The sequence below is a fragment of the Roseibium aggregatum IAM 12614 genome, from assembly GCF_000168975.1.
In the GTDB taxonomy this organism is placed as follows: domain Bacteria; phylum Pseudomonadota; class Alphaproteobacteria; order Rhizobiales; family Stappiaceae; genus Roseibium; species Roseibium aggregatum.
In genome coordinates, this window is the sequence record NZ_AAUW01000022.1 from 46,726 (window position 1) to 65,163 (window position 18,438).

General features: G+C 60.3%; 17 protein-coding genes. 7 read left to right on the forward strand and 10 right to left on the reverse strand.

What is annotated here, in order from left to right; translation table 11 throughout:
• Positions 1-84 precede the first annotated feature (84 nt).
• From SIAM614_RS24915 to SIAM614_RS24925, 3 genes are read left to right on the forward strand one after another with little or no spacing between them, the layout of a single operon-like run.
• Positions 85-1,125 carry an ABC transporter ATP-binding protein gene (locus SIAM614_RS24915; RefSeq protein ID WP_006938840.1) on the forward strand — a complete coding sequence of 347 codons (1,041 nt, stop codon included), beginning with the start codon at positions 85-87 and terminating at the stop codon, positions 1,123-1,125.
• On the forward strand, positions 1,122-2,804 hold the full coding sequence (locus SIAM614_RS24920) for an ABC transporter permease subunit (protein ID WP_006938841.1): 1,683 nt from the start codon (positions 1,122-1,124) through the stop codon (positions 2,802-2,804). Before SIAM614_RS24915 ends, SIAM614_RS24920 begins: the two co-directional genes overlap by 4 nt.
• A complete protein-coding gene (locus tag SIAM614_RS24925) occupies positions 2,804-3,556 on the forward strand; it encodes a DeoR/GlpR family DNA-binding transcription regulator (protein WP_006938842.1) in 753 nt (250 codons plus the stop codon). Before SIAM614_RS24920 ends, SIAM614_RS24925 begins: the two co-directional genes overlap by 1 nt.
• Before the next feature lie 318 nt (positions 3,557-3,874).
• Here the strand turns inward: SIAM614_RS24925 and SIAM614_RS24930 are convergent, their stop codons facing one another.
• The 10 genes from SIAM614_RS24930 to SIAM614_RS24975 all read right to left on the reverse strand — a co-directional run bounded on the left by SIAM614_RS24930 (position 3,875) and on the right by SIAM614_RS24975 (position 13,088).
• Positions 3,875-4,351 (reverse strand): deoxycytidylate deaminase, encoded by a 477-nt coding sequence (locus SIAM614_RS24930; protein WP_006938843.1) that lies wholly within the window; start codon positions 4,349-4,351, stop codon positions 3,875-3,877.
• Positions 4,352-4,361: 10 nt separating this feature from the next.
• Positions 4,362-5,798, reverse strand: coding sequence for an aldehyde dehydrogenase family protein (locus tag SIAM614_RS24935; protein WP_006938844.1), 1,437 nt, complete (start codon positions 5,796-5,798; stop codon positions 4,362-4,364).
• Positions 5,799-5,812: 14 nt separating this feature from the next.
• Positions 5,813-6,676, reverse strand: coding sequence for a dihydrodipicolinate synthase family protein (locus tag SIAM614_RS24940; RefSeq protein ID WP_006938845.1), 864 nt, complete (start codon positions 6,674-6,676; stop codon positions 5,813-5,815).
• A complete protein-coding gene (locus SIAM614_RS24945; protein WP_006938846.1) occupies positions 6,673-7,020 on the reverse strand; it encodes a 4Fe-4S dicluster domain-containing protein in 348 nt (115 codons plus the stop codon). Before SIAM614_RS24945 ends, SIAM614_RS24940 begins: the two co-directional genes overlap by 4 nt.
• Positions 7,021-7,034: 14 nt before the next feature.
• Entirely contained in the window at positions 7,035-7,811 is a 777-nt protein-coding gene (locus tag SIAM614_RS24950) for an enoyl-CoA hydratase-related protein (RefSeq protein ID WP_006938847.1), read from the reverse strand.
• Positions 7,808-8,974 (reverse strand): CaiB/BaiF CoA transferase family protein, encoded by a 1,167-nt coding sequence (locus SIAM614_RS24955; RefSeq protein WP_031269506.1) that lies wholly within the window; start codon positions 8,972-8,974, stop codon positions 7,808-7,810. Before SIAM614_RS24955 ends, SIAM614_RS24950 begins: the two co-directional genes overlap by 4 nt.
• A gap of 14 nt (positions 8,975-8,988) precedes the next feature.
• Positions 8,989-10,356 carry an FAD-dependent oxidoreductase gene (locus SIAM614_RS24960; protein WP_006938849.1) on the reverse strand — a complete coding sequence of 456 codons (1,368 nt, stop codon included), beginning with the start codon at positions 10,354-10,356 and terminating at the stop codon, positions 8,989-8,991.
• A 77-nt stretch (positions 10,357-10,433) separates the two neighbouring features.
• Complete coding sequence (locus SIAM614_RS24965) at positions 10,434-11,243, reverse strand: ABC transporter permease (RefSeq protein WP_040441066.1); 810 nt, start codon at positions 11,241-11,243, stop codon at positions 10,434-10,436.
• Positions 11,243-12,040: an ABC transporter ATP-binding protein gene (locus SIAM614_RS24970; protein WP_006938851.1), complete on the reverse strand. Its 798-nt coding sequence runs from the start codon at positions 12,038-12,040 to the stop codon at positions 11,243-11,245. Before SIAM614_RS24970 ends, SIAM614_RS24965 begins: the two co-directional genes overlap by 1 nt.
• Positions 12,041-12,044: 4 nt before the next feature.
• Complete coding sequence (locus SIAM614_RS24975; protein WP_040441068.1) at positions 12,045-13,088, reverse strand: ABC transporter substrate-binding protein; 1,044 nt, start codon at positions 13,086-13,088, stop codon at positions 12,045-12,047.
• A 182-nt stretch (positions 13,089-13,270) separates the two neighbouring features.
• Here SIAM614_RS24975 and SIAM614_RS24980 point away from each other — a divergent pair, with 182 nt between their 5' ends.
• The 4 genes from SIAM614_RS24980 (at position 13,271) to SIAM614_RS24995 (ending at position 18,420) form a co-directional block, all read left to right on the forward strand.
• Positions 13,271-14,176, forward strand: a complete 906-nt coding sequence (locus tag SIAM614_RS24980; RefSeq protein ID WP_006938853.1) for a LysR family transcriptional regulator — start codon at positions 13,271-13,273, stop codon at positions 14,174-14,176.
• A gap of 393 nt (positions 14,177-14,569) precedes the next feature.
• Entirely contained in the window at positions 14,570-15,541 is a 972-nt protein-coding gene (locus tag SIAM614_RS24985; protein WP_198137399.1) for a helix-turn-helix domain-containing protein, read from the forward strand.
• A 139-nt stretch (positions 15,542-15,680) separates the two neighbouring features.
• Positions 15,681-17,321: a DUF1254 domain-containing protein gene (locus SIAM614_RS24990; RefSeq protein ID WP_157140078.1), complete on the forward strand. Its 1,641-nt coding sequence runs from the start codon at positions 15,681-15,683 to the stop codon at positions 17,319-17,321.
• An 82-nt stretch (positions 17,322-17,403) separates the two neighbouring features.
• Positions 17,404-18,420 carry a DUF1214 domain-containing protein gene (locus SIAM614_RS24995; RefSeq protein ID WP_040441095.1) on the forward strand — a complete coding sequence of 339 codons (1,017 nt, stop codon included), beginning with the start codon at positions 17,404-17,406 and terminating at the stop codon, positions 18,418-18,420.
• Positions 18,421-18,438: the final 18 nt, after the last annotated feature.

An 18,438-nucleotide genomic window follows, 5' to 3' on the forward strand; every position in this document is an offset into this window, starting at 1 on the left:
GCCCGCGGCAGTTCCGGCTGCCGCCAGAAGCGCGCGGGACTTCACTGGAGACCCGCGCACCTTTGACAGGAGACCTGATCCGCCGTGTATCTGACTGTCCGCAACGCCACCAAGACCTTCGGGTCCTTCAAAGCGCTCGACAACGTCTCGATCGAGATCGATCGACGGGAATTCGTTTGCCTGCTGGGTCCGTCCGGCTGCGGGAAGACGACGCTCCTGCGGCTGATCGCAGGGCTGACGGAGCTGAACAGCGGTGAAATCCTTCTGGAGGGGACGGCGCTTTCAAACCTTCCCGCACGCAAGCGGGGCTTCGGGATCGTGTTCCAGTCCTACTCGCTCTTTCCCAACATGACAGTGGCCGAAAATATCGGTTACGGGCAGAAGATCCGTGGCACGCCGCGGTCGGAGATTTCACGGCGTGTGACTGAGCTTCTGGAGCTGGTGAAGCTGCCGCAAGTCGCTGGCAAGTTCCCCGGTCAGCTGTCCGGCGGACAGCAGCAGCGGATCGCGTTGGCACGGGCAATCGCCGTCGACCCGCGCGTCTTGCTGCTGGACGAACCGCTTTCGGCGCTGGACGCGAAGGTCCGAGCCGAACTGCGAGATGAAATCCGCCATGTTCAGCGTTCGCTCGGCATTCCAACCCTGATGGTGACACACGATCAGGAAGAGGCGCTGGCGCTGGCGGACAAGATCATCTGCATGAACCATGGCGTCGTGGTGCAGGCCGGCACACCGGAAGATCTCTACCACCGACCGGCGACGCGCTTTGTGGCGGACTTCATGGGGATCAGCAATCTCGTCTCTGCCGACCCGATCCGGCGTGAATTCCCGGATCTGATGGCAAAGTGGCCGGGGGGAGCGGGAGCGGAGCATGTTGCCTGCATTCGCCCGGAACAGATCGGTCTGACCCCGGCACAGGACGGCAACGCCACCGTGCGCAGCATCAGTTTCCTTGGCAATCTCAGACGGCTCGAGGTCGACAGCGCGATCGGCCCGCTGGTCGTCGAGACTCATGGGTACAATTCCTGTCACGAGGGCGAACGCGTGAACCTGAGCATTCCGCCGGAAGCCTGCACCTGGGTGGCTGACGACCTGGCCCACCAGCCTGCCGAGACCGCCGCATGAGCGGTGTGGAAAAGATGACCACGCCTGCACGCAGACAGCTGGATGCGGACCGGCTGCTGACGCTTGTTTGCGTTGGGCTGCCGCTGCTTGGGCTCGTCCTCTTCTTTCTCTACCCGATGGTGATCGTGTTCCTGCGTTCCCTGACGGTTGACGATGGTTACGGGCTTGCAAACTACACGCGGGTTCTGGGATCGACGGGGTTCTGGCGTGCGACCGAACATTCCCTGATCATGGGAGCTGCCACGACAGTCCTCAGCGTCTTCCTGGGTTTCATCATCGCTCATGGGCTCTATCGCTGCGCTTTCCGGGGCAAGTGGCTGATCCGCGGCGTGATTGTCCTGCCGCTTCTCGCCCCTTCCCTTGTGCAGGCGCTCGGCCTGATTTTCCTTCTGGGGCGCAACGGCGTCATCAGCCGCGCCCTTGGTGTCGAAATCGAAATCTACGGCTTCTGGGGACTGCTGATCGCCAACACTCTTTACGCTCTGCCGCAGGCGGTGATGATTATCGGTGCGGCGCTGGTCCTGCTGGATGCACGCGTCTACGAAGCAGCGGAAGTCATGGGCGCTTCGCCGTCACGCCAGTTTCGCGATCTGACGCTGCCCGCGGCGCGCTTCGGGATTCTGAACGCGGCTTTCGTCTGCTTCACGATCACGATCACCGATTTCGGCAACGCGGCGGTGATCGGCGGGGACTACTCGGTTCTGGCGACCGAAATCTACTCCCAGGTGGTCGGGCAGCGGAACTTCAACATGGGTGCCGTCGTCGGCATCATGCTGTTGTTGCCGACGGTGGTTTCCTATGCCATCGAGCGGCAGGCGATGAAACGTCAGCAGGTCGGGCAGATGGCTGGCCAGGTGCCGTATCGGTCATCTTTTGCGCCCGTGCGCGACCCGGTCATGGCGTCCCTGTCGCTTTTGGTCTGCGCCGGGATCGTCGCGGTAATCGGCATCGTCGTCTATGCAAGCTTTGTCACCCTGTGGCCCTACAACATGACGCTGTCGTTCAAGCACTACGACATCACTCTGGCCGGGGGGTATTCCTCGCTCTGGATGACCATCGTGATATCGCTCATGGCGGCGTCGGGAGGCACGCTTGCCGTCTTCCTCCTGTGCCTTGGACTGCGCCGCCTGCCGCGCAGTGCGGCCCAGCCCATCCAGATGCTCGCCGCCATGCCGGCCGCAGTCCCCGGGATGGTCCTGGGTCTCGCCTATATCCTGACTTTCAATTCAACGGCGACACCGCTCTACCTGCTTTACGGGACGGCCGCTCTCATCGCGATCATCAACTTCTACCACTACCATACGCAGGGTTTTCTGACGGTGATGACCGGTTTTCGCCAGTTGCCCCGGGCGCTCGAGGAAGCGGCCGACAGCCTTGGGGCCGGAATGGCACGGACGGCCGTCGATATCATCGCGCCGTTCATCGCTCCCATGCTTGTCTCGGTGTTCTTTTTCCTCTTCATGCGATCCATGGTAACCCTGTCGGCGGTTGTCTTCCTCACCACGCCCGATCTGAGCGTTGCGGCGGTCACCATCATGCGGCTGGACGATGCCGGTCTGACGTCACAGGCGGCTGCCTTTTCCACCTGCGTGATGGCTGTCGTCAGCGTCGCGCTTTTGAGTATGAAGGGAACGCTTGAGTTGATGGGACGGCGCAACCGGATCAAGAGGCCGGTCTGATGTGGGCAAAGGAACGTCACCGGCTCATTCTCTCGATGCTGGGCGCGAAGCAGCAGGTGAGCGCCAACGACCTGGCGCAGATGCTGAACGTCTCTCGCGAGACGGTGCGCCGCGATCTGCTGGACCTGGAGGAGGCCGGACAGGTCAACCGCGTGCATGGCGGGGCGGTCCTGCCTGATCCGCGTTCTGAGGAGCCTTTCCGCCAGCGGATGACAACGCAGATCCGGGCAAAGTCGGAGATTGCCCGCAAGGCCGCCGGTCTGATCCAGCCCGGCCAGACCATCTTTGTGGACGCGGGCACGACGACGGCGCTGTTCGCCCGCGAACTGGCGAAACTGTCGGGCCTGTCAGTGATCACCAATTCCCTGGATATCGCCACCACGCTGCAGGGAGCCGGCAAGGAAGTGCTGCTGCTCGGCGGACGGATGGCCGCCGACGTGCCGGCAACGGTCGGTGAACTGACCCTGTCCGAGATCCGCCGTTTTCGTGTCGACCTGTGCTTCTCCGCCCCGGTTGCGGTGCATCCGGCAAGAGGCGCCTTTTTCTACGACCTGCAGGAAGCCGAAATCGCTATCGCCATGGCGGCACAAGCGCTGCAGACGGTCATTCTGGCCGACCAGAGCAAACTTGGCAAAACCAGCAGGGTTCAGTCCTGGGAAGCTGGAGAGATCGGCAGGCTGGTGACAAACACGGCGGTAGATGAAGAGCAGTTAGCGGCCTTCCGTCAAGCCGGCGTAGATGTCGTGGCCTGACAAACGGAAGACGCTCACCAGCGGCGCCGCGCTGGATGCGGTGCCATAATTGCTGCCGCAGTGCATTCCAGGTGCGTGGCCTTCCGCTTTATCCGCTGCGGTTTCTCAGGTGCGAGGGATCGGGCAGAGACCTGTCAAAAACGCGGCCTGGACGGTCTCGCGAACCCGACGATCTCTGCAAACGATTAAACGCCTAGGCGAGCTTGGTAAGATCCGATTGTCGGTGGCTGGCGTTCTTGCGTGGCGCGACGAACGGCCGCCATACCCGGACAGTGTATCAATTCGGCAAAATCTTCAGCGTCAGACAGACGTTTCGTCTCAACTCCGTCGGGCAGTGATTGGAGTAGTGAGTGAAAGGTGAATGCCGGCTTCTTTTAGTAGGATTTCTGAAACATCGAAGCTGTGGTCCAACTTGCCGTCCTGCGATGGCTTTGGCGGACATTCGACACAGGAAAGCCCGCTCTGAATAATCGCCCTTGCGCAATCGGCACATGGAAACCGGTTGACGTAGAGGGTGCAGCCGGCAAGCGCCGCGCCGGCACGGGCCGCGTTATAGATCGCATTGCGTTCGGCGTGTTCCACCCAGAAGAACTTTTCGCCGCTCGGACGGTCGAGACGGGTTTCGTCCGTTCCGGAGACACCCCGCGGCAGGCCGTTATAGCCTGTCGCGCGGATTTCCTGACCAGGCCCGACAATAACGGCGCCCACCTTGAAGTCTCGATCTTCCGACCATTGTGCGATGTGATCGCACAGGCCGAGAAACCGGTCGCGCCATTTGCCGGAATTCCTGCTCATTGTGCTTCTCCTAGCCTGCAAACATGTAGCTGGTCTTGACCGTGGTGAAGAACTCTGCCGCGTAGCGGCCCTGTTCGCGCGGTCCGAAGGACGATCCCCTAGTGCCCCCGAAAGGAACGTGAAAATCGACACCGGCAGTCGGCAGGTTCACCATCACCATACCGGCCCTGACGCGTCGCTTGAAGTCGCGGGCGTGCTTCAGACTTGTGGTGCAGATACCGGCTGACAGGCCGAATTCGGTATCGTTTGCGACGGTAATGGCTTCCTCGAAGTCTGCCACCTTGATGACGGATCCGCAGGGACCGAAAATCTCTTCCCGGTTGATGCGCATGGAGTTGATCGTCTCGAGAAACAGGGCCGGAGCCTGAAAGGTGCCGGGCACGTCAAGTTCGAGACGCTTTCCACCAATCACCTTTGCGCCTTCCTTGCGGGCAAGATCCACATAGGCAAGGTTGGAGGAGAGCTGTTTCTCGTCGACCACCGGTCCGATCTGTGTTGCCGGGTCCAGCGCATCCCCCACCTTCAGGGCCAGCATCGCTGCTTGCAGCTTCTCAACGAAAGCATCGTGAATGCCTGCTTGCACGATCATGCGCGAGGACGCTGTGCAGCGCTGGCCGGTGGAAAAGAACGTCCCGTTCAGGCACGCGGAGACGGCGACATCCAGATCGGCATCATCCAGCACCACCATCGGGTTCTTGCCGCCCATTTCAAGCTGGCATTTGCGTTTCAGCCGTCCGCACACCTCGGCGATATGACTGCCCGTGGCAACGGACCCAGTGAAGGAAACCGCATCGACATCCGGATGGGTGACGATGGCCTCGCCAACGACGGAGCCGCGACCCATCACCAGATTGAAGACACCGGGCGGGCAGCCGCATTCATCCAGAAGGCCGGCAATGACATGAGCGCAGCCAGGCGTCAGATCCGCCGGTTTCAGGACAACGCAGTTGCCATAGGCCAGCGCAGGCGCTGTCTTCCAGGCGGGAATGGCGATGGGAAAGTTCCAGGGGGTGATCAGGCCGATCACGCCCACAGGCTCACGCGTGACTTCAACGTCGATATCCGGCCGCACGGAGGCCTGCAGATCGCCGGTCACGCGCAGCGCTTCGCCGGCAAAGAACTTGAAAACCTGGGCGGCGCGCGTGGTTTCGCCGATGCCTTCCGCAAGTGTCTTGCCTTCCTCGCGCGACAACAGGCGGCCGTAATCCTCTGCCCGTTCCGCCAGCTTTCGCCCAACCGCTTCCAGGAGATCATGCCGGGCCTGCGGCGTTGCCGCTGCCCAGCCAGGCGCAGCCTTGCGCGCTGCCGCGACGGCGGCATCGACATCGTCAACGCTTCCCTGGGCATAAAGGCCGACAACCTCATCGGTATTCGAAGGATTGCGGTTTTCGGAGTAGGTGTTGGAAGGCAGCCATTTGCCGCCGATCAGATTGTCGTGCTTTGTCATTGGAAATTCCGGTTTCAAAGGGTTTGGGCAATGCGGTCGAGAGACCCGCATGCGGCAGCGTCCAGATGTTGAAAGGGAGGCAGGACACGGTTCCAGGCACTTTCAGCCGCGCGCCGGCCAACAAGATATTTGACCGCCGGGACCAGCGGGTGGGCAGCGATGTCTGCCCGGATGCCAGCAACCCGGCTGGCCAGTGCCTTGTCTGTGTGGTCCTGCAGAAGCCGCGCGCAAAGGGGAGCGCTGATGTTCACGGTGGCGGAAATACAGCCTGCGAACCCGGTGCTGGGCCCCTCCGCGAGCGCCGTTTCCGAACTCGGGAACACCTTCAGGTCAGGCAGTCTCCGGACAAGCTCCCGGCAATAGTCGAGATCGCCGGAGGAATCCTTGATGCCCGTGAACCGTTTCGGATGGGCCTTTGCCAGACGCTCGACGACATCAGCGGGTATCTTCAGCCCCGTCATCTGCGGGAAATTATAGAAATAGATTTCGATTGGTGTCTCGCCGAGTGCCTGGTCCAGCGCTTCGTACCAGGCAACCAGTCCATCCTCGCTGACGGGCTTGTAGTAGAAGGGCGGCAGGACCAGCGCGACGCCGTAGCCCATGTCGGCGGCCGCGCGCGTGAGGTCCAGCGTGTCGTCAAGTGACGTCAGGCCCGTGCCAACCATCAGCCGGCTTGTGTCAAAGGCGTCTGCTGCCCAGGCCATCACCTTCTTGCGGTGGGCCAGACCGAGAGAATTCGCTTCACCGGTCGTTCCCAGGATATTCAGCGCATCGCACCCGTTGGCCAGCGCCCAGGTGCAATGTTCCAGAAAGACGTCTTTCACCGGAGCGCCTTGCGCATCCAGCGGTGTCGGCACCGCCGCAACTATCCCCTTCATGTCGTCTGTTCCTCGAAATCGCGTTTGAAAAAATCCCGCACTGCAGGGTGGTCCCGGAAAGGCGTGTCGCCCCTGGTCCAGCCGCCTGGCGAGACCAGTCCTCCGTCCGGGCCCTGGAATACGTCCTTGTTGATCTCGACGAACGCCCGGTCCGCACCGGTCACCTCGTCGTCGTAGCGGATCGCGTCGACAGGGCAGATGCTCTCGCACATGCCGCATTCGATGCATTCTTCGGGGTGGATGTAGAACATCCGCTCGCCTTCATAGATGCAGTCAACCGGACAGGACGTGGTGCAGATCCCGTCCTTCACATCAATGCATTCGCTCTTGATGATCAGCGCCATCTTGATCTCTCAACTCATTTGCCTTGCCAGACCGGAGCGCGCTTTTCCCGGAACGCCCGAACCCCTTCGAGGGAATCTCCGGATGTGAGGGCCGCGATCAGTTCGGGAGATCGCACGGCCTGTGCCTGGTCCGGGGGCAATTCTGCGGTTTCGCGCACGGTGGCCTTGATCGCCTGAACGCAAAGCGGTGCGCTTGCCAGAATGTCGGCAATCCAGCGGTCCACTTCCGCATCGAGTTCACCCTGCGGGACGACCGCATTGACGAGACCGTAGCGCTCCATCTCCGCTGCGCTCGCCATCCGACCGGTCATCATCAGGCCGACGGCGATGTTGCGGGGGACGAGGCGCTGAAGCAGCGTCATCCCGCCTGCCAGCGGAAGGTTGCCGACCTTTGCTTCGGGCAGGCCGAACCTGGCCGTTTCGCTGGCAATCACGATGTCGCAGCCTAGAACCATTTCCATGCCGCCGCCGAGTGCCAGACCGTTGACACGGGCAATCACCGGCACCTTCAGCGAGCGCCTCAGAGCGATGCCACCGAACCCCAGCGGGTTTGCGGACGCCCAGTATTCCAGCCCGCTCAGGCCGTTATTATCCTTCAGGTCCGCACCTGCGGAAAAGGCGCGTTCCCCCGAACCGGTCAACACCACGCAGCGCACGGTGGGATCCGCTTCGATCTTCCGCCAGATGGTTTCCAGTTCGTCCGAAGTTGCCCGGTCGACCGCGTTCATGCGCTCCGGGCGGTCGATGACGACCCGGGCGACATGGTTTTCGAGGGTGAAAAGGACGCTCATTCCGCCGCCCCTGCCACCTGTTGCAGGCCGAACTCGGCAATGACTTCGTCGGTGTGTTCACCCAGACGCGGCGGTGCGTGCCGCAGTTTCAGCGGTGCTTCACTCAGGTGCACGGGAGACCCGACGACCCTCAAGGGGCCAAGGACAGGATGGTCGAAATCCAGCAGCATGCCGTTGATGGCGGTCTGCGGGTCCTCGAGTGCCTCGCCGAGCGCACGAACGGGCGCGCAAAGCAGGTCCTGCTCCTCCAGCCTGGCGATCCAGTGCGCCGTCGTGTCGGTTGCGAACACCGCCCGGAACCGGTCCTGCAGATATGGCTTGTTGGCGCGCTGGCTGGCGAGATCCGGATAGGTGGGGGAAAGGTCCTCGATACCAAGCGCAGTGCAGATATCGCGCAGCGGGTTCGCCTTGAAGGCTCCGACGACGACCAGAGCACCGTCGGTGGTGTCGAAGACACCGGTCAAGGGCATGGCGGCCCAGTTCAGCACTTCGCGGTGCTTGGTCCACTGGGCGGCTTCCTGCATCTGCATCGCGATCATGGAATCGTAGAGCGAAACGGATACCCGCTGGCCGCGCCCGGTCTTCGTCCGCGCCAGCAAGGCCGCCAGAATGCCCTGAACCAGATGCATGCCTGCCGTGTAGTCGCACAAGGTGGTGGGATAGATGGACCGTTCGATCGACGGATCGGCGGTCTTTTCCATGACACCGCTCATCGCCTGGGCCAGAACGTCCTGTCCGCCCTTGTGGGCATAGGGTCCCTTCTCGCCAAAGCCTGTTCCGGATGCGCAGATGATGCGGGGATTGATCGCCTTGAGCGCGTCATAGCCGAAGCCCAGCCGATCCATGACGCCGGCCCGGAAATTGTCGACGACCACATCCGCGTTGCGTACCAGATCATACACCATCTGCTTGCCCTCATCGGACTTGGTGTCGATCTCGACAGACCGCTTGTTGCGGTTCAGCGACGAGAAGACGGCATTGTTCATGCCTTCTTCCGACCGCACGTCGAAGAAGTGCCGCGACAGGTCGCCCGCACCGGGGCGCTCGATCTTGATGACGTCCGCGCCGAAGTCGGCCAGCATCTGGGTTGCACATGGACCCAGCATGACCTGGGTGAAGTCCAGAATGCGGACACCGGAGAGTGGGAAAGCTTGGGTATTCACGTTTGTTATCCTTTTTATTCTGCAGCGACGGTGCCTTCGACGAGCGCATTTGCTGATGGGATGTCGCCGGGATCGGCGCCCTGGGCACGCATGCGTTTCTGGATTGTTGCAACGTCGGCATCGCGCAGTGCACAGTTCTGTTCCAGCGCGACCGCCACCGCGACGCCGGCTGCTTCGCCCTGCGCCATGCACGGCGGGATTTCCCGCGAGAGCTTCTGGGCTTCGCTTTCCACCGAGTAGTGGCGGCCGGCAACGATCATGTTGTCGATGCCCTTGGGCAGCAGAGCCCTGTACGGCGTGTAGTAGTCCCTGCCCCGGCAGACACTGTCGGAGAAATGGCGGCGGGAACGCACGTCATCGCGGGTGACCACATATTCGCCCTGCAGCAGACGGGTCTGGCGAATGCCGATCTGTTCCGCAGCCCCGAGCATCTTGGCGTTTTCGAAACCGGGCAGATTGGCGCGTACAAAGGCAAGCAGCTTCATCATGCGCTCGCGGCCTTCGACTTCCGCCGCCAGCATGTGTTCCGGCGACAGGCCGTCATACCCGGGCATGTGCGGGCAGTTGCACCAGACGATGCCCGGCAACGGCGTCTTCAGCCACCACATGCCCCAGGCGCCACCGATCACCCGGCGCACCTGACGGTCCAGGGCCTTGTATTCTTCCGGATTTTCGAACTCGAAGGCTTCCGCCTTGTCCGTGTCGACATCGCACAGGCGGAACACGGTCGTGACGATGTACTGGCCGGTCTGGAAAGACGCCCCTGCGGAGGAGGCGACATCCAGATCGCCGCTGGCATCGATCACCATCTTCGCCTTGACGGCCTGACGGCCAAGCTTGGTCTGGCAGATCACGCCGGTGACACGGCCATCTTCCACCAGCGCTTCGGAAAACCAGGAGTGCAGGCGCAGATGGACCCCTGCCTCACGTGCCAGGTCGAGGCTCACCCGTTTCCAGCAGTCGGGGTCGAATGCCACCGCATGAATGATCGGCTGCGGCATGCCGGTCTTGTGAAAATCGATGCAGCCCCAACGGGACCATTTCTTCCACATTTCCCAGTTCGTCAGGCAGTCTTCGGGCGGTGGGAACACAGCGCCATCCTGGGCCGACATGCGGTCGACGAATTCGTTGACGATGCCCGTCGTGACAATTTCATTGCCTTCGTTGACCATGTCGTCAAGAACCAGAACCATTCCGCCGGAGGCCATGCCGCCGAGGTGGTGGTAGCGCTCGAGCAAGGTGACCGAGCAGCCGTTTCTGGCGGCCGAGACGGCCGCACTCAAGCCGGCGGGACCGCCGCCGATGACGACCACGTCGCAGTCTGCGACGACCGGAACCTGCTCATTGCGGTTCATGGAAATCTGCGTTGTGTTGGTGCTCATTTCGGCGCACTCCTCCCGTTGGGCCGCCAAGCGACGGCCCGGTTTCAGTTCAGATTTTCGTTTTGTTCAGACCCGGTTCACCACCGCACGATCATGCGTTCGGCAATGGAAACGGCGGCAAACATCAGCACCGACAGGCCCGACGACAGGAAGACCGTCGCGTAGAGCAAGGCAGAGCGGAAATTGAAGGTCGCATCGATGATCAACGCGCCGAGACCGACGTCCGCACCAACCCATTCCCCGACGATTGCGCCGATGACACAGGTGGTTGCCGCGATTTTCAAAGCCGAAAACAGGAACGGCAGCGAAGACGGCAGACGGATTTTCCAGAACACTTCAGATTTGGTAGCGGACAGGATCCGGGCCAGCTCCAGCGCTTGTGGGCTGACGGATTGAAGTCCGCGGACCATGTTGACCAGCGTCGGGAAAAAACAGATCAAGGCGGCGATGACGACCTTGGCGGTCAAGCCGGCCCCGAAGATCAGGACCAGGATCGGCGCGATGGCCAGGATCGGAATGGTGTTGATGAACACCGCGATCGGGAAAAACGCCCGCTCGACCATGCGGCTGTGCACGAAGGCGACCGCGATCAGCACCGCCGCCACGTTGCCAACGACAAAGCCCAGAACGCTTTCGAACAGCGTCGGCCAGAAGTTCCGCATCAACTGCGGAAATTCGGTCACCAGCGTCGTTGCGACCTCACTGGGGGACGGGGCGATATAGCTCGGCACGCCAAAGGCTCGAACGCCGATTTCCCACGTGGCGATCAGGCCGATCGCTGTCAGCACCGGCGTTGCAACGGCAGTCAGCCGTGCTCTTCGCGCCAATGCCTTTTCGGCTGCATCATCGTCCATCGGCATGCCAAGTGTTTCGTCGACGGCAGTCATCAGCACGCCTCCAGAAGTTTGCGCAAATATGCGGAATATCGGGTGAATTCAGCCGTATCCCGCACCTCGGTGGTGCGCGGGTATGGCAGATCGATATCGACGATCTCGTGCAGGCGGCCCGGATGCGCCTTGAGCATCAGCACCTTCTGCCCCAGAAACACGGCTTCCGGGATGGAGTGGGTCACGAACAGGATCGTCACGCCGGTCTCTTCCCACACCTTCAGAAGCTGAAGGTTCAGGTGATCACGTGTCATCTCGTCGAGCGCACCGAAGGGCTCATCCATCAGCAGCAGTTTCGGCTTGCAGACCAGCGCGCGGGCGATGGCCACACGCTGGCGCATGCCTCCTGAAAGCTCGTGCGGCAATGCGTGTTCGCGGCCCTTGAGCCCGACCAGCTCAAGCAACTCCATCGGCGACTTGTCGCTGACCGGGATCTGGATCCCACGGCTCCGCCCCATCTCCAGCGGCAGCTCGACATTCTCCAGCGCCGTGCGCCAGGGCAGCAACGCTGCATCCTGAAACACGAAGGCGAATTCCCGTGCCAGACGGGCAGCTTCGGTCGTCTTGCCGAAGATCGAAACGTCCCCGGACGCGGGCGGGATGAGATCAGAGACCAGCCTGAGCAAGGTCGACTTGCCACAGCCCGAAGGGCCAAGAATGGAATAGAAAGCTCCGGCCTCGATCTCCAGGCTGATGTCCTGGATCGCGGTGAACTGACCGAACTTGACCCAGGCATTGCGCAGGCTGGCTGCAGGCACCATCGTGCCTGCCTCCAGATTTTCCAATACCGCTTCCATGGCCTTAACCGACCTTCGGGCGGGTGTCTGCGGTGCTCTCCAGAACCGACAGCGTCATCACATCGTCGACGGCGGGCGCACCGTTCGCGAATTGCTCGAGATTTTCGTAAGTCTCGATCTGGGCCTGCCAGTTGTCGCGGGTCATGGTGCCCCAGCCGTTTTCGGCGGTCTTTTCGTTGAAGGAGTAACCGACCACCAGCGGCACCGCCTTCAGTTCGCTTTCCCTGTCCAGGTTCGGAAGGCGTTCGACCAGATAGTTGACCGCCTCTTCCTGGTTCTCACGAACCCAGCCCCAGCCACGCGAGATGGCCCGGATCATGGCCTGCACCTTGTCGCCATGCTCGTTCAGCATCGTATCCGTGGTGTAGAAGGGGTTGGCATAGAGCTGGATACCGGCATCCCAGAGGGACATGTCGACACGTTGATCACCGAGGATCGAAAGCGCGTTGACGTTGGTCTTCCAGCCCGTGATCGCGTCCACCTGTCCGGTCAGCAACGGTGCCATGTCGCTGCCGATGACCTTCAGTTCGACCTGGTCCTCGGATATGCCGTTCTTGGCCAGAAGCGCGCGGAACAGTATCCGCCCGGTCGCCTGGGTGCCGATGGTCTTCCCGATCATGTCCTGAGGTGTCTTGATCGGGTTCTTCTTGAGCGAGAAATACGTGTATGGATGCTGCTGGTATCCTGCGGCAATACACTTCACCGGAATGCCGGCCGAGCGCGCCAGCATCAGCGAAGGGCTGGAAGACACCTGGCCGAGATTGGACCGTCCGGACGCGACGGACGCCACACCATCGACATTCGGCCCCCCCGGCACGATTTCGAATTCCAGTCCTTCTTCTGCGAAATAGCCCAGCTTGTCGGCCGCGATTTCTCCCAGGTTGCCGTTCCCGGCCAGCCAGCCGAGCTGCATGGAGACCTTGAAGGTGTCCTGAGCAAAGCCGGGTACGATATTCACAAGTGTTCCGGCGCCTGCCAGACCAGCGCCTGCGGCCATGGTCTTGAGCATCGAGCGGCGGTTCAATCCATTCGAGAATAGGTATGACATACTGTTGGTCCCCCTCATTTGAGATTGGGCGGTTTGTGGCCGACTGTTCCCCTTGCCGACTTCACAGTGAACTCTAACGGGAAGAACCACGGTGCAAAAAGTGCAAAAACATGCTAACGGTGATGCATAAAATGCACCACGCTTTGTGGTGCACTGTTTGCCACACTGTCCGGGGGGACATCGTGCATTCAAATTTTCTGCGTTATTTCGACGAAGTCGCCCGCCAGGGCTCCATCCGCAAGGCATCCGCGGTTCTGAACGTGTCTTCCACCACGGTGAACCGGAAGATCATCAGCACGGAGAACGAGATGGGCGTTCGCCTGTTCGAGCGTACCCCTGAAGGCGTGACGCTGACCGATGCAGGAGCCATCGTGCTGGAACACTGCCGCAAGACGCTGCAGGACTATGAGCGCACCCGCACCTTGCTGGACGACATCCGCGATCTGCGGTCCGGGCACCTCAACATCGCGGCCATCGATTCCGTAACCTACGGCCTGTTGCCCCGTATCCTTCTCGACTTCAACCGGATCTATCCGCAGGTCACCTATTCGATCACCACGGCGCAGCCGGACGAGATCATGACCGCGGTCGCAGGCGGGATTGCCGATATCGGCATCACCTTCACCTTCGACCTGCACCCCAACGTGCGGGTGATCTCCGACAAGACTGCGCCAATCGGCATCATCATGCGCTCGGATCATCCTTTCGCGGAACGCACGAACCTCGCCATCGAGGAACTGGCCGGACAGAAGATGGTACGCACCGTGGATGCACGCGGCCGCAATTCCATCATCGATCAGGCGATATCGGGCATGTCCTCCGCCCTGTCGACCAACTGTTTTACCGATACCTTGCATGTAGCAAAGCAGATGATCCTCGCCGGCCGGGGTCTTGGTCTTTACACCAAAATCGGCTTCATCGACGAAATCGACCAGGGTATTCTCCGGTTCGTTCCGCTCATGCACGACGTCCTGTCCAACCTGCGCATCGGTGTCGTCATGTCCGCATCTTCAGGCATCTCTCCGCCCGAAAGGTTGCTTGGCAACGAAATCAAGCGCGCGCTCATCCAGTTGCGACTGGATTCCTAGGGCCTGAAGGAAAGGCTTTGGAACGCACGCGTGCAGACAGTTCACTCAAGTGTATTCGTCGATCAAGGTAGCAAAACCGAGCTTGTCAGCATTATGCAAAATCCCCCGCAAAAGCCCAGGACGAACCAGCTCGCTGTTGCCAGCAAAGTGACGGGAACTCCGCAAGTTCAAGGCGCACTCAAGCGATTGCCAAAGGCATCAGGTTCTTGATCCTTCGCGATTCAGCAAATTATGGAGTGCCCTGAAACCATCTCGATACTGAATCGCGCTGTTTCCGAAATTCGAAGCAGTTCGTCTTGATGTTATTTCTTACGTTGCGTAATCTTGCAGGGTGCAACAACACGCAAAGCTGCCCACATGACGCCGGTACCGCAGGTTCGAGGGAGTGCCTACTTGCCATTTGTCGAATTTCTCGACAAGGCAGACGTGTTTGTTGAACGCGGCATTGAGCGTGATCTGGTTCCGGCGATCGTACACCGGGATGGTGAAGCACTGGTTCCCGTGCATCTCGCACACAGTTTTCTCGAGAAGGGCGCACGCAAGCTCGGGCGAGACGATTTCGGCGTTCTCGTCGGCAGGAACTTTCAGATCTGCGAACTGGGCGCTTTCGGCCGGAGCATATGCCGTTCTCTCACCTTGCATGACGCCCTGACCAAACTCCGGTCCACTTTCTCACTTTACAGTTCGGCGGAGCGCGTCTGGTGGACGCAAAAGACAAAGGAAACGGTCTGCTTCTGCCATGCTTACGTCCACAAAACCGGGCCCGGCAGCCGTCACGCACGCCATTGCGCCCTGTTGCTGATGCGGGCGGCCGTCCGGCTTGCCGCGGGCTCGCACTGGCAGCCAGCATGCGTCCTTGTGCAAGACCTCGATGATATCCTGATTTTGAAGGAGGAATTCTCCGATCCGGAATTCTGCCGGCCCGAAGTCAGCGGCTTTACCTTTCCAGCGTCCATGCTCAGCCTTCCGTTGCGCCAGCGAGGCGCTCTCAGCTGCGCTATCCCCGACAAGGACGCTTTCGATAGCGCAACGCCGAGCGACGATTTCCTCGGCTCGCTGAGGCAGGTCATAGCGACCCTGCTGCCCGAAGGGCAATGCGGGCTGGAACATGTGGCCCAGGCGCTGGGTATGCATCCGCGTACCCTTCAACGAAAACTTTCCGCCCTCGGACAGGACTATTCCGAACTCCTGTCGCAGATCAGATTCGAAAAGACCCTGCTCCTGATGCAGGACCCCGACTTTCGAATTTTCGATATTGCGCTGGAACTCGATTTTCAGGATGCGTCGAATTTTTCCCGGTCCTTCCGGCAGTGGACTGGCGTTACACCGACGGAATTTCGCAAAACGCAGCAAAACCGGCACTGAACTCATTTTAAGGAAACGCAGGGGCATGTCGTGAAATGACGAGGCTCCGACACCTGGCAAGACGTATTTTTGCTTTTTCGGCCGGGCGCGAAACCGTGCCCGGGACTTCCATCAATGATTTTTTCCAATGGAGGATCGAATGCAGTCTTTTTCTCAAAGCAGAATGATCGCAGTGGGGGTCGCAGTGGCGGCGTCCATGACTGTCGGCATCGGAGGCACCGTCCTGGCGGATGTTTCCTCCGATGTCCTCAAGGCAATGTCGGCGCCCCAGGCCGTCGATACGCGTATCGGTACGCTGGAATTCAACAAGGGCGTGCCGACCGACAAGACAGCGCAAACCGTTTTCGACACGGTTGATTTCACACGTGCGCTCAATGCCTACAACAACAGTTTCCGCGGTGCTTCTGCGCTTGCGATCAAGAAGGGCATGGAAAGCGTTGGCGCCGGCAGCGGCGACGTCATTATCTTCTCCGATCTTATGGATTCCACCTCTCTGTTCCTGACCGCGAACGCCGACACGGTCTACTACATGGCCTATATCGATCTTTCCGACGGCCCGGTGGTGATCGACCAGCCGACCGATGGTCTGGGCACGCTCAACGACATGTGGTTTCAATGGGTGATCGATATCGGCAAGCCGGGCCCGGACCGGGGCCTTGGTGGTAAATATCTCATCGTCGGACCTGATTATGATGGCCCGCTTCCGGAAGGGGGCTACTTCGTTGCTCATGCGAAAACCAACACGGTTCTCTATGCGCTGAGGGCATTCATCGCAAACGGTGACGATCCGAAGCCCGCCGTCGACAACGTCAAACAGAACCTCAAGATTTACGCCTATAAACCCGGCAGCTTCGGCACTTCGATTGCCGAAGCGCTGGAGGGCAAGGTTCGCCTTGCAGGTGAGCCTCAGATCCCGGAGATGAAATTCATCGAGGGAAGCGGGCTTTCGTTCAACACCATTCCGCCAAGCGACTACGGTTTCTTCGAGCTGCTGAACGAAAACGTCCAGAATGAATCGGCTACGAGTTATGACGTCGAACTTGCCGGACAGCTCGCTGCGATCGGCATCGTTCACGGCAAACCCTTCGAACCTGACGAACGCATGAAGCAAATCCTTTCGGATGCCGCCCAGACCGGACAGGCTTTCGGGCGGGCGCTGCAATGGCAATTTGCCCAAAAGCAACCGGACTGGGCCTACTACGAAGGGTCGAGCTGGGGAAACATGCTGTTCCAAGGCGGAGCCTTTTTCGAAACGCCGCCGCCCAAATTCGAGGACGGTATCTTCAAGCCGTTTCCGCCAACCGGCGCCCGGACTCTCGACAGCCGTACCGCCTTCTACTACGCCTATACCCTCGACAGCCCTGGCATGATCATGCGCATTCCGGAAGTCGGATCGCAGTATCTGATGGGCTTCGTCGATGCTGACGGCAATCCTTACGATGGCTCGAAAACCTACAAGGTGACGCTGCCGAAAGGTATTCCGGCGGCGGCCTTCTGGTCGTTCACACTCTACGACAACCAGACCCGTTCGATGCTGCAGACACCGCAGAAATACCCGCGTGCCGGCAGTCAGTCATACCCGAGCCCTGCTGCCGTTGCGAGCGAGGACGGCAGCACGACGGTCTATTTCAGTCCCGAGCAACCGGATGGCGTTGAGCGCGGCAACTGGATTCAATCAGATCCGGACAAAGGGTGGTTCACGATCCTGCGCCTCTACAGCCCCCTGCCGGGTTTCTTCGACAAGTCCTGGCGGCCGACGGAAATCGAGCTGGTTCAATAACGAGAAATTTGCGGGCTGTCCGGTGGCCGGGAATGGCCATCCGCCAGCCGGCTCAACATATTCCGAGGAGGAAATTTCCATCATGCGCGTAATGATGTGCTCCTTATACGTCGCGACAGCGCTTGTCTTTGCATCGCCGGCATCCGCAGAAGGCTCCGACCCCGTCAAGGTCACCATCGACAACTATGTTCATGCCGAAAGCAACACGAACATGGCCGGTTACGTGCAGAAGGGCGCTTTCGGCAAGTTCCTGCATGAGCGTGAGATGGTCAATGCGGCCGACCAGATTGTCATCCGGTCGAATGTCGATACGCTCTATTCAATGCTGATCGTCGACCTGACGACGCCAGTGACCATCTATCTTCCCGATCCAGGCAACAGGTTTCAGTCACTGGAATGCCTGAGCGAGCAGCACTCGATCCTGCCGACGGTCTATGGCCCGGGCTATTTCGAATTCACGCAGGAGCTGATGGGCACCCGCTATGCCTTTTGCGTGGTCCGCACCTTTGCGGACCCGGCCGACCCCGACGACATGAAGTCAGCGCATGCGCTTCAGGACCAGCTCAAGTTGGAGCAGGTCAACATAGGAGAATTCAATGTTCCGAACTGGGATCAGAAGAGCCTGGACACGATGCGTCAGTTGCTTCAGCAAATCGCCCAGACACGGCCGAGCACCCGCGGCTATTTCGGGATCAAGGAAGACCTCAATCAGCTTTACTGGACACTGGGAGCTGCTGCGGGCTGGGGCGGAAATCCCTACGAAGATGCCATTTACGCTGTCGGCCTGGTCGACAAGAACGACGGCAAGACGCCCTATGTGCTGAATGTGCCGAAGGAGGTTCCTGTGGAAGCCTTCTGGTCGGTAACGCTTTACGATGCAAAGGGCTATCTTCCCGCGAACAAGAGCGGCATCTATTCCTTCAACAGCGTTACCGCCAAACCGAACCAAGACGGATCCTACACCATCTCCTTCGGTGGCGACGGCCCGAACAGGTTCGAGCTGGTCGAGAGCTGGAACTACGTGGTGCGCATGTACCGGCCGAAGAAGGAACTGATCGAAGGACATTGGCGCTTTCCTTCGGCGGTCGCCGCAAACTGAGCGCTTCGAACCTCCGAT

Bases quoted from the DNA above. Each gene is read 5' to 3' on its own strand.
- SIAM614_RS24970 (WP_006938851.1), bottom strand. From the start codon at position 12,040: ATGGAAGCGGTATTGGAAAATCTGGAGGCAGGCACGATGGTGCCTGCA.
- SIAM614_RS24930 (WP_006938843.1), bottom strand. From the start codon at position 4,351: ATGAGCAGGAATTCCGGCAAATGGCGCGACCGGTTTCTCGGCCTGTGC.
- SIAM614_RS24990 (WP_157140078.1), top strand. From the start codon at position 15,681: ATGCAGTCTTTTTCTCAAAGCAGAATGATCGCAGTGGGGGTCGCAGTG.
- SIAM614_RS24945 (WP_006938846.1), bottom strand. From the start codon at position 7,020: ATGGCGCTGATCATCAAGAGCGAATGCATTGATGTGAAGGACGGGATC.
- SIAM614_RS24940 (WP_006938845.1), bottom strand. From the start codon at position 6,676: ATGAAGGGGATAGTTGCGGCGGTGCCGACACCGCTGGATGCGCAAGGC.
- SIAM614_RS24975 (WP_040441068.1), bottom strand. From the start codon at position 13,088: ATGTCATACCTATTCTCGAATGGATTGAACCGCCGCTCGATGCTCAAG.
- SIAM614_RS24995 (WP_040441095.1), top strand. From the start codon at position 17,404: ATGCGCGTAATGATGTGCTCCTTATACGTCGCGACAGCGCTTGTCTTT.
- SIAM614_RS24920 (WP_006938841.1), top strand. From the start codon at position 1,122: ATGAGCGGTGTGGAAAAGATGACCACGCCTGCACGCAGACAGCTGGAT.
- SIAM614_RS24960 (WP_006938849.1), bottom strand. From the start codon at position 10,356: ATGAGCACCAACACAACGCAGATTTCCATGAACCGCAATGAGCAGGTT.
- SIAM614_RS24925 (WP_006938842.1), top strand. From the start codon at position 2,804: ATGTGGGCAAAGGAACGTCACCGGCTCATTCTCTCGATGCTGGGCGCG.
- SIAM614_RS24950 (WP_006938847.1), bottom strand. From the start codon at position 7,811: ATGAGCGTCCTTTTCACCCTCGAAAACCATGTCGCCCGGGTCGTCATC.
- SIAM614_RS24965 (WP_040441066.1), bottom strand. From the start codon at position 11,243: ATGACTGCCGTCGACGAAACACTTGGCATGCCGATGGACGATGATGCA.
- SIAM614_RS24935 (WP_006938844.1), bottom strand. From the start codon at position 5,798: ATGACAAAGCACGACAATCTGATCGGCGGCAAATGGCTGCCTTCCAAC.